The 8,969-nt window shown below is 69.7% G+C and carries 10 protein-coding genes; 6 read left to right on the top strand and 4 right to left on the bottom strand.

Annotated features, from left to right (window positions below; translation table 11 throughout):
• A partial coding sequence (locus V6M46_RS01340) for a PaaI family thioesterase (protein WP_332661894.1) occupies positions 1-324 on the top strand: 324 nt, incomplete at its 5' end.
• 6 nt (positions 325-330) lie between these two features.
• Here V6M46_RS01340 and V6M46_RS01345 read toward each other — a convergent pair.
• Both V6M46_RS01345 and V6M46_RS01350 read right to left on the bottom strand, forming a co-directional pair.
• Positions 331-822 carry a nuclear transport factor 2 family protein gene (locus tag V6M46_RS01345; RefSeq protein WP_332661895.1) on the bottom strand — a complete coding sequence of 164 codons (492 nt, stop codon included), beginning with the start codon at positions 820-822 and terminating at the stop codon, positions 331-333.
• Positions 822-1,433 (bottom strand): TetR/AcrR family transcriptional regulator, encoded by a 612-nt coding sequence (locus tag V6M46_RS01350; RefSeq protein WP_332661896.1) that lies wholly within the window; start codon positions 1,431-1,433, stop codon positions 822-824. The genes V6M46_RS01345 and V6M46_RS01350 overlap by 1 nt, the downstream gene beginning before the upstream one ends.
• A gap of 97 nt (positions 1,434-1,530) precedes the next feature.
• Here V6M46_RS01350 and V6M46_RS01355 point away from each other — a divergent pair, with 97 nt between their 5' ends.
• Together V6M46_RS01355 and V6M46_RS01360 are read left to right on the top strand one after the other, a co-directional pair.
• Positions 1,531-2,781, top strand: coding sequence for a cytochrome P450 (locus V6M46_RS01355; RefSeq protein ID WP_332661897.1), 1,251 nt, complete (start codon positions 1,531-1,533; stop codon positions 2,779-2,781).
• Positions 2,782-2,809: 28 nt separating this feature from the next.
• Positions 2,810-3,454: an alpha/beta hydrolase family protein gene (locus V6M46_RS01360; RefSeq protein ID WP_332661898.1), complete on the top strand. Its 645-nt coding sequence runs from the start codon at positions 2,810-2,812 to the stop codon at positions 3,452-3,454.
• On the opposite strand, the gene V6M46_RS01365 is transcribed toward V6M46_RS01360, so the two are convergent.
• Entirely contained in the window at positions 3,402-3,935 is a 534-nt protein-coding gene (locus tag V6M46_RS01365; protein ID WP_332661899.1) for a lecithin retinol acyltransferase family protein, read from the bottom strand. The two genes, V6M46_RS01360 and V6M46_RS01365, sit on opposite strands and share 53 nt — an antisense overlap.
• 244 nt (positions 3,936-4,179) lie before the next feature.
• Here V6M46_RS01365 and V6M46_RS01370 point away from each other — a divergent pair, with 244 nt between their 5' ends.
• The 3 genes from V6M46_RS01370 (at position 4,180) to V6M46_RS01380 (ending at position 6,477) form a co-directional block, all read left to right on the top strand.
• Complete coding sequence (locus V6M46_RS01370; protein WP_332661900.1) at positions 4,180-4,941, top strand: alpha/beta hydrolase; 762 nt, start codon at positions 4,180-4,182, stop codon at positions 4,939-4,941.
• Between the two features lie 127 nt (positions 4,942-5,068).
• Complete coding sequence (locus V6M46_RS01375; RefSeq protein ID WP_332661901.1) at positions 5,069-6,034, top strand: RNA polymerase subunit sigma-70; 966 nt, start codon at positions 5,069-5,071, stop codon at positions 6,032-6,034.
• Positions 6,031-6,477: a DUF6069 family protein gene (locus V6M46_RS01380; protein WP_332661902.1), complete on the top strand. Its 447-nt coding sequence runs from the start codon at positions 6,031-6,033 to the stop codon at positions 6,475-6,477. Before V6M46_RS01375 ends, V6M46_RS01380 begins: the two co-directional genes overlap by 4 nt.
• A gap of 256 nt (positions 6,478-6,733) precedes the next feature.
• On the opposite strand, the gene V6M46_RS01385 is transcribed toward V6M46_RS01380, so the two are convergent.
• A partial coding sequence (locus V6M46_RS01385; RefSeq protein ID WP_332661904.1) for a hypothetical protein occupies positions 6,734-8,969 on the bottom strand: 2,236 nt, incomplete at its 5' end.

Here is an 8,969-nt window from a genome sequence, read left to right on the forward strand (position 1 = left end):
TACGAAGGCCCGCCGGGCTGCGTGCACGGCGGCGTCTCCTCGCTCATGCTCGACCACCTCATGGGGGAGACCGCGAGCGCGGCCCACACGCGGCTCATCGTCACCGGGACGCTGACGTTGCGCTATCGACGCCCGCTCCCGCTGGGGCGCATCCACATGCAGGCGCAGATCACGAAGGAGGACGACCGCAAGGTCACGGTCACGGCGCACATCGGCTGCGAGGCGTACGGCGATGAACCGGCGGTCGAGGCGACCGGACTGTTCATCGTCCCGAGCTGGGCCCGCGACCTCACCGACTCGGCCGAGGTCGGCTCCCTCGACTGAGGAGGCTCAGCCGCCGAGTGCGGCGAGCATCCTCTTGCCGGCGTCGCTCAGCGTGCCGTGAGCATCGGCCACCCGGCACCAGTCGCGCGTCATGTCGGCGAACTTCTGCGGGTTGTAGATGTCCTCTTCGCGGATCAGGTTGCCCTCGTCGTCGAAGGTCAGGATCGTGATGTTCGAGGCCTCGTGGACCGAGCCGTCGCCCGGGTCGCGCATGATGTTGCGGATGTCGCAGATGACCCGATTGGTCGGTGGATCGAGGACGAACCAGGCCGGAGGGAACGCGATCATCTCGGTGGCCGGAAACGCGGTCATGGTCTTGACGACCCACGCCCGGATCTCCTCGCGGCCGGTGAAGTCGCCGTACGCGTGCTCGCGATAGGTCGCGTCCTCGGTGAACATGTCGGCAAATGCCGACCAGTCGCGGCTCGCGGAGATCTCTTCGACTCGTGCCACGTAGCGGTCGAACGCCGCCTGCAGCACGTCCTCGCTGCCGGTCATCACCCGCGCCCGTTGCGCAGCGCCGGGGCGACCCAGCGCCGAAGATAGGCGCGCAGCTCGTCGCCCGTACGCGGGGGGTCGCCGGGGTCGAGCACCAGCGACTGCAGGGTCCGCAGCAGGTGCTCGACGAGCTCGAGCTGGTCGTCCTCGGCGAGGCCGACATCCGACCAGTCGACCCCGAGGCCGCCGAGCAGCTTCCCACCGATCGCGATCGATGACGGGGCCGTCAGGGCGGCGGTCGTGCTGCTGATCCGGCCCGGGGCGAGCAGCCGGTTCAGAGCAGGGTCGTCCCGGAGGTACTCGTACACGTACGCGACGGCTTCGACCGCGGCGTCGGCGGCGTCGCCCGATCCGTCGAGATGGTCGAGGACGTGCGGGACGAGCTGCTCCTGGAGGTCGTTGGCGGCGTCCATCGACGCAGCGTTGAGCAGGTCCTCGGTGGTCGGGTAGTAGCGGTAGAGGGTCTGCCGGGTGATGCCGAGGACATCGGCGATCTCCGAGACGTTCGTCGTACCGGCCGCGCTCAGACGCGAACGAGTGGCGGCCAGGATGCGGCGGCGTGCCTCGTCAGCATCAGCCGGCGGTCGCCCGCCCCAGCCGTGTGACCTCATCCGTCGCCTCCTCGCTCGATCCTTGACGAATCATACACATTCGTGTTTCTGTTCATCCACTCTTGAAAAGTTGTATGCCCGCCCATCAAGGAGCACCATGACCACCGACGTCCTCCCCTTTGGCTTCGACTTCACCGATCCCGACGTCAACCTCGCCGGGGTGCCGCACGACGAGCTCATGGCGTTGCGCAAGGCGTCGCCCATCCACTGGGTCGAGCAGACGGAAACGGCGCGAGCCGGTATGTCCGTGGCGTCCGGCTCCGGCTACTGGGCCGTGACCAAGCACGCCGACATCGCCGCGGTCTCCAAGAACAGCAAGGTCTTCTCGAGCCGCGAGAACGGCGTGATCGTCCGGCTCCCGGAGACCGCGACGCGGGAGTCCCTCGAGATGACGCAGGTCGTCATCATCAACCAGGACGCTCCCGACCACACCCAGCTGCGCCAGATCATCAGCCGCGGCTTCACCCCGCGCGCGATCGGCGCCCTGGACGAGGTGCTCGAGGAGCGGGCCCGGCGCATCGTGGCCGACGCCGTTGCCGAAGGCAGCGGCAACTTCGTCGATCAGGTCGCTTCGCAGTTCCCGCTCGAGGTCATCGGCGACATGCTCGGCATACCGGCCGAGGACCGGCAGAAGATCTTCGACTGGACCAACCAGATGACCGGCGCAGAGGACGCCGAGCTGGCCCGTGCCGACAACGACCCGGAGGCCGCGGCAGCCGAGGTGCTGATGTACTCGATGGGTCTCGCCGCAGAGCGCAAGGCCAACCCGCGCGACGACATCGTCACCAAGCTGGTGCAGTCCGGCGAGGACGGCGGCCGCGGACTGACCGACGACGAGTTCGGGTTCTTCGTGATCGCCCTGGCCGTGGCGGGCAACGAGACCACCCGCAACGCGACGACGCACGGCATGAAGGCGTTCTTCGAGAACCCGGAGCAGTGGGACCTGTGGGTGCGCGAGCGCCCGAGCACGATGGTCGACGAAGTGATTCGGTGGGCGACCCCGGTGACCTCGTTCCAGCGCACCGCGCTCGAGGACGTCGAGCTCGGCGGCGTGCAGATCAAGGCCGGCCAGCGGGTCGCCCTCTTCTACGCGAGTGCCAACCACGACGAGGACGTCTTCACGGACCCGTTCACGTTCGACATCACCCGCGACCCGAACCCGCACCTGGCGTTCGGCGGGCACGGCGCGCACTACTGCATCGGCGCCAACCTCGCCCGCAGCGAGATCAAGCTGATCTTCGACGCCCTCGCCGACATGGCCCCGGACATCCGCGCGGCCGGCGAGGCGGTCAGGCTTCGGTCCGGCTGGCTCAACGGCATCAAGACGCTGCCCGTCGACTACCGCTGACCCAGCAGGTTGGCCGTACGGTTTCGGTATGACCGACGCTGCGGGCTCCCTCGTCCCGACTCCGCACGGCGACGCGCGGGTGCACGTCGCCCGGCCGGCGGGTGCACCGCGCGGGCTCATGATGCTCGGCCATGGGGCAGGCGGCGGCGTCACGGCCCATGATCTGCAGCTGGCGACCCAGGTGGCGCTGGATGCGGGTCTGGTGGTCGCCCTCGTTGAGCAGCCCTACCGGGTCGCGGGGAGACGCGCGCCGGCGCCGCCCGCTCAGGTCGATGCCGCGTGGTGTGCTGTCGCCGAGCACCTGCACGTCGCGGAGCTCGCCGACCTGCCGTTGATCACCGGCGGACGGTCTTTCGGCGGTCGGGTCGCCTGCCGTACGTCCGCGGATGTCGGAGCGGCCGGAGTGCTGTGCCTGGCGTTCCCGCTGCACCCGCCGGGCCGCCCCGAGAAGTCGCGACTCCCGGAGCTCACGTCCGTCACCGTGCCGGCGTTGGTCGTGCAGGGCGAGCGGGACCCGTTCGGCGTACCGGATGCCGAGTCCCTGCCCAGCGGGATCACCCTCGTCGTGGTGTCGGGCGATCACTCCCTCAAGAAGGACGCCCCCGCGATCCGCGCCGCCATCAGCGACTGGCTGGCAGCGCTGGTTCCGGTTGGGGGAGCGGGTCGCTCCTGACCCAGCGCTGCTTGGGCGCCAGGATCGCGCGGCGTCGGCGCCGTAGCGGTTTGACCAATGCGTAGATGCCCATGCCGAGGCTGCCGAGCAGGATCAGGGGGGCGCCGGCAGCGTCAGCGACACCTACTGATGCGGCGGCTCCTGGCGCCGCCACTGCCCAGCCGCGGACCTGACTGCTCGAGGCCGATCCGGTGGATGCCCAGGTTGCGAAGTGCTCGCAGTTGTTTCTGAACAGGTGATAGCCCTGGGAGCTCAGGCGTGACTCCGCGTTGTCGAGGATCTCGTCAACCGGCAGGCGTCGACGGTACTGCCGCACGAGCACCTCAGCCCCCTTGGCGAAGGAGTCCAGCGAAGTCCTCTCGACCCGCCGGGCCTTTCCCCAGGTGCCGACGTAGTGGATCACCGTCCCGTCGCCGCAGTCGATCCCGTGATGGCTGTAGCGGCAACGGCGATGGACATAGACATGGTCACCGCGGCTCATTGGTAGTCCTTCGATGAAAGTGGTGACTGGTGGCGGCCAACGGCGTGGCCAACCCTAGCCCGTACCGGCTGACCCACGAGCAGAAGGGGATGTGACGTCGAGGACGTCGCCGCGTCGTGTGTCTCACCGTTGTCCCGCCGGCGGCCAAGGGCCAGCATGAGGGATGACCAGGTCGGTGCGGCTGCGAAGGCTCCTCCTTCGTGGGCTGCCGGTGTTGGTGGTTCTCATCGGGATGGTGATCGCAGTGTTGTGGGCGATTCAGCGGCAGCTGATCTACTACCCGGACGAGACCCGGGTCCCGCCGGCCGGTGAGGTCATCGACGGAGCCCGCGATGTCACCGTGCACACCGAGGACGGGCTGGATCTGGGCGCTTGGTTCGTCCCGGCCGCAGGTCCCGCTCCGGAGGCGCCGATGGCGGTGCTGGTTGCGCCGGGGAACGGCGGGAACCGTGCGGGCCGGGCGGGCCTGGCCCTGGAGCTGAGTGCGCGTGGGCTTGCGGTCCTCCTGATGGACTACCGCGGGTACGGCGGGAACCCCGGCAAACCCAGCGAGGAAGGCCTGGCCGCGGACGCGATCGCGGCCTCCCGGGCGTTGGAGATGCTGGGATACCCGCCCGAACGCACGATCTACTTCGGGGAGTCCCTGGGCGCCGGGGTGGTGGCGGCGCTCCAGGTGCGACGCCCGCCCGCCGGGATCGTGCTGCGCTCACCCTTCACCGAGCTGGCTGACGTCGGGGCGCACCACTACCCCTTCCTGCCGGTGCGGCTGCTGCTCCGGGACCGGTTCCCGGTCGTCGAGCATCTCTCGTCGAGCACGGTGCCGGTGACCGTGATCTATGCCGAACACGACTCGGTGGTCCCGTCGGCGCTCAGCGCCAGCGTGGCCGATGCCGCGGCGGTCCTGGTCGAACGGCTGGTGATCCGGGGGGCGGACCACAACGACCCGGTGATGTTCGGTCCCCGTGTCGCCGAAGCGGTCGCGCGGCTCGCGCAGGAGGTTTCCTGACGCCGCGTCAGCCGGGGTGACGCCTCCGAGTGATGAGTTTTCGCGCCCGCACCCGTCATACACACAAAGGCCACGACGAGGCGGAAGGATGATCATGAGTGTGGACATGCGACTGGAGGGACTGGACGTGAGCAGTCTGAGCGAGGTCGACGAGCCGGCGTTCTCCGAGCTGGCAGAGCCGCACCGGCGGGAGCTGCACGTGCACTGCTACCGGATGCTCGGATCGTTCGAGGACGCCGAGGACACCGTCCAGGAGACGTTCCTCCGTGCCTGGCGGCGGCGCGAGACGTTCGAGGGGCGGTCGACGTTCCGGGCCTGGCTCTACCGGATCGCCACCAACGCCTGCCTGGACCTGCTCGCCAAGCGCCGCCCGGAGCCGGCGACCGGCGGCGAGGTGCTGTGGTTGCAGCCCTACCCGGACCGCCTGCTCGACGAGCTGGCCGCGGACGACGCGGACGAGCCGGAGACCCTCGCGGTCGCGCGCGAGACGATCGAGCTGGCGTACGTCATCGCTGTCCAGCACCTCGCGCCGCGCCCGCGCGCCGCGCTGATCCTGCGGGACGTGCTCGGCTGGCCGGCCAAGGACGTCGCCGAGCTCCTCGGCGACTCCGTGAACTCCGTGAACAGCGCGCTGCAGCGGGCCCGCGCCGGTATGAGGGAGCACCTGCCCGCCGAGCGGCAGGACTGGACCGGTGGCGAGGAGGACTCAGCCACGCGCGAGCTGCTGCGCCGCTTCACCGACGCGACAGTGGCCACGGACGTCGGCGTCCTCGCCACCATGCTGCGCGACGACGTCCGCTGCTCGATGCCGCCCACGCCGGGCCTGAATGTCGGCCGCGACGCGGTGGTGAATGACTGGATCCAGGACGGATTCGAGGGCATGACGGGCCTGCGGGGCGTCCCGACCTTCGTCAACCGGCAGCCCGCCATCGCCTTCTACATCTGGCAGGAGCAGGAGGGCGCCTACGTGCCGCTGGTGATCGACGTCCTGCGCATCACCGACGGGGCGATCACGGAGATCGTCGTCTTCCATGACGACCAGTTCCCGCGGCTCGGGCTGCCGGAGCGCCTGCCGGCGGACGGTGCGTCATGAAGACTCACCAGCTCCGCGGGCTCGCCGTGACCGGCTTCGTCGCCGCACTCGCGGCGATGGCGACCACCTCCCTTGTCGCCGCGCTGGCCAGGGGTGTCGGCGTCGACTTCGAGGTCTCCGATGGCGAGACGATCCCGGTGTCCGGGATCGCCTTCGTGACCGGCGTCTTCTCGCTCGTGGGCGTCGTCATGGCCGCGGCTCTCCTTCGCTGGAGTGCTCGCCCCGCTGAGCGGTTCGTATGGACGGCCGTGTCGCTGACGGCGATCTCGTTGGTGCCGCCGCTCCTCGCCGGTGCGAACGCCGCGACCTCGAGCACCCTCATCGGGCTGCACCTCGTCGCTGCGGCCGTCATGATCCCGACCCTGGCGCGGAGTCTTGGCCGGCTCAACCACGTTGATGCCCGCAGCGTGCCCGCTCAGCGTGGGGCGGACGTCACCAACTGAGTTGACGCCGTGACCGGCGGAGCAGCGTCGACAACCTCTTCGGGGCGCGGTCGGGCTCTGCCTCGGCGCGCGACCGTTCGAGGGCCTCGAGGTTCGACCGTCGCCTCTCGGCTGCTGCCGTCAGGCGACGCTCGTTCTGCTGCCACGTGACGTGGGCGTGATGGTCGTACATGGTGGTTCCTCTCGGATTCGGATGCTGGGCATCACGATTCCGGCGGGCTGTGCAGATCCCGTGCACGTCGCGTGCAGACGCGGTTCAGCTCCCCGAGCCGACGATCTCGGCCGCCGGCAGCAACGAGGCGAGCCTCGTCAGCGATCCGTACGCCCCGAGGGACTCCAGCTGCGCCAACCCCTCGCGAAGGTCCTCCGGGTCGTCCGAGTCGGTCAGGCAGAGCGCGGCCAGGAAGATGTGAGCATGCTCCTGCCACCACGTGGCCGCGACCCGGTGCCGACCGGACAGCGAGGCCTCGTGAGGTGCCGCAAGGCCTGCGGGAACCTCCTGAAGCAGCCCGAGCCGGCGCAGCCAGACTGCGAGCTCTCCGGCGGCCCAGTGGGCGCCCGGCGCATCGCCGAGGCGGGCCAGATCAGCAGTGGCGTGCTCGATGACCCGTGGGTCCGGGACGTCGCGGGTCCACATGACCTCCGCGAGCACCGCGAGGGCTGACAGCCGTCGGATGGGTTCGTCGATCGACTCGGCCAGCTTCCACGCGCGATCGAGCAGGGCGTCGACATCAGCGTCGTCACCGCGGCGCACCGGCACGATTCCTGAGATGAGGTAGGGCCAGAGCCGGGCGACCTCCATCCCGTCGGTGCGGATGACGTCGTCAGCATCGTCGAGGGCGCTGTCCCACTGCCCGTGCTCGAGGTGTATCCGGGAACGTACGGCGGTCTGCCAATGACGGCAGATCGGTATGTCGCGGCGAACCGTGAACGGGATCGACTCGTCGAGGACTTCGGCCGCGAGCCCCAGACGGCGGTGCTCGACATCGAGGACGGACAGCTGAGACCAACCGGTCGACGCCAGCTCGTCCCAGCCCCCAGCGCGCGCCTCCGCGATGACGTCCAGGACGCGCGACCGCGCGGCCTCGTCGTCGGCGGCCAGCTCGGCCAGCGCGGCGATCAGGTCTGCTCGCACCCTCAGCATCCGCTCGTCGGCGTCCTCGGCCGCTGCTGCTGCCTCGAAGGCACACGCACGCGCAAGGTCCAGCTCGCCGCGCAGATAGTTGAGGAATCCGCGGGTGGCTCGGGCGGCGCCGTGCGGGACCGTGAGCCCCGCCTCCGCCGCCAGCTGGGCGGCCCGGTCGGCGTACGTCTCCGCCTCGTGGCGGTCACCGGCGTAGTAGCAGAACATCGAGAACAGGTCGTACGCCGCGGCGAGTCCCGCGCCGTTGTCGGCGCGCTGCCAGAGCTCGAACGTGGCGCGCACGGTCTCCATCCCCTCGCTCAGGTGGCTGGTGAGGTACTGCTCGAACGCGAGTCGAAAGAGCAGCTCGGCTCGGACCGCCGGATCGTCACGCGATTGGTGGCGCAGCGCGATCTCGAAGAACGCGACCGCCTCGCCGTGTGCGCCAGAACGAGCGGCGTCATCTGCTGCGGCACACGCGTACGTGAACGCGCGCTCCTTGTCGATCGCGCCCACCGCGTGGTGCGTCAGCAGGGCTGGTTCGCCGTGCCCGCTTCTCTCGAGAGCATCGAGCATCAACGCATGAAGGTGGGGTTCTCCCGCCGTCGGGATCGTGCTGGCGACCGCCTGACGGGCGAGCTCGTGCCGGTAGGACAGGCCAGCACCCTCGGCGACCAGCAGGCCCGTTGCCTCCAGACGTGTCAAGGCCGGCAGGTCGACCTGGAGCTCCCGCAGCAACTCGTCGTCGAGACGTTCGGGTGACAGCGCCGCGAGCTGGAGGAGTCGCAGGTCGTCGGGCGACAGGCCCGCCGCGCGGTCGAGCAACGCGTCGCGAATCGAGGACGGAAGCGGACGACCGGGGTTGCTGCACACCTCGATGACGAAGAACGGGTTGCCACCCGTCAACTCGTGCACGCGGGGAGCGTCCTTGCGGCACTCGGGGCCGAGCAGCGTTGCGACGCCGTCGACAGAAAGCGCATCGAAGTGGAGCGCTGCGCCGTTCTCGAGTCGTGCAAGATCACCGAGCAGGGGCCGTGCCGGGTGCTGGGGTCCGACCTCGAGGTCGCGGTAGGTCACGATCAGGGACAGGTGCAGCGATGCGGAGCGGCGGGCGATGAATCTCAGAACCTCGACGGTTGCCGCGTCGACCCAGTGCAGGTCCTCCACCACAAGCACCGTCGGCTCCGTCACCAGGGCGGACACCACCTCGTCGCAGATCTCAGCGAGGACGACTTCGGCGCCACGATCCCAGACCGTCACGCCGGCGGCTGCGGCTATGTCACGCAACGGACCGTACGGCCGCGGGGTCGTCAGAGGGTCGCACTGCCCGCGGAGGACGCGCACCGGCGGACCGTCGATGGTCGCCGCC

It is taken from the genome of Aeromicrobium sp. (assembly GCF_036676885.1).
GTDB lineage: Bacteria > Actinomycetota > Actinomycetes > Propionibacteriales > Nocardioidaceae > Aeromicrobium.

What these genes read in the sequence shown, in the direction of transcription:
- V6M46_RS01345 (WP_332661895.1), bottom strand. Translation starts at nt 822, where the DNA reads ATGACCGGCAGCGAGGACGTGCTGCAGGCGGCGTTCGACCGCTACGTG.
- V6M46_RS01350 (WP_332661896.1), bottom strand. Translation starts at nt 1,433, where the DNA reads ATGAGGTCACACGGCTGGGGCGGGCGACCGCCGGCTGATGCTGACGAG.
- V6M46_RS01355 (WP_332661897.1), top strand. Translation starts at nt 1,531, where the DNA reads ATGACCACCGACGTCCTCCCCTTTGGCTTCGACTTCACCGATCCCGAC.
- V6M46_RS01360 (WP_332661898.1), top strand. Translation starts at nt 2,810, where the DNA reads ATGACCGACGCTGCGGGCTCCCTCGTCCCGACTCCGCACGGCGACGCG.
- V6M46_RS01365 (WP_332661899.1), bottom strand. Translation starts at nt 3,935, where the DNA reads ATGAGCCGCGGTGACCATGTCTATGTCCATCGCCGTTGCCGCTACAGC.
- V6M46_RS01380 (WP_332661902.1), top strand. Translation starts at nt 6,031, where the DNA reads ATGAAGACTCACCAGCTCCGCGGGCTCGCCGTGACCGGCTTCGTCGCC.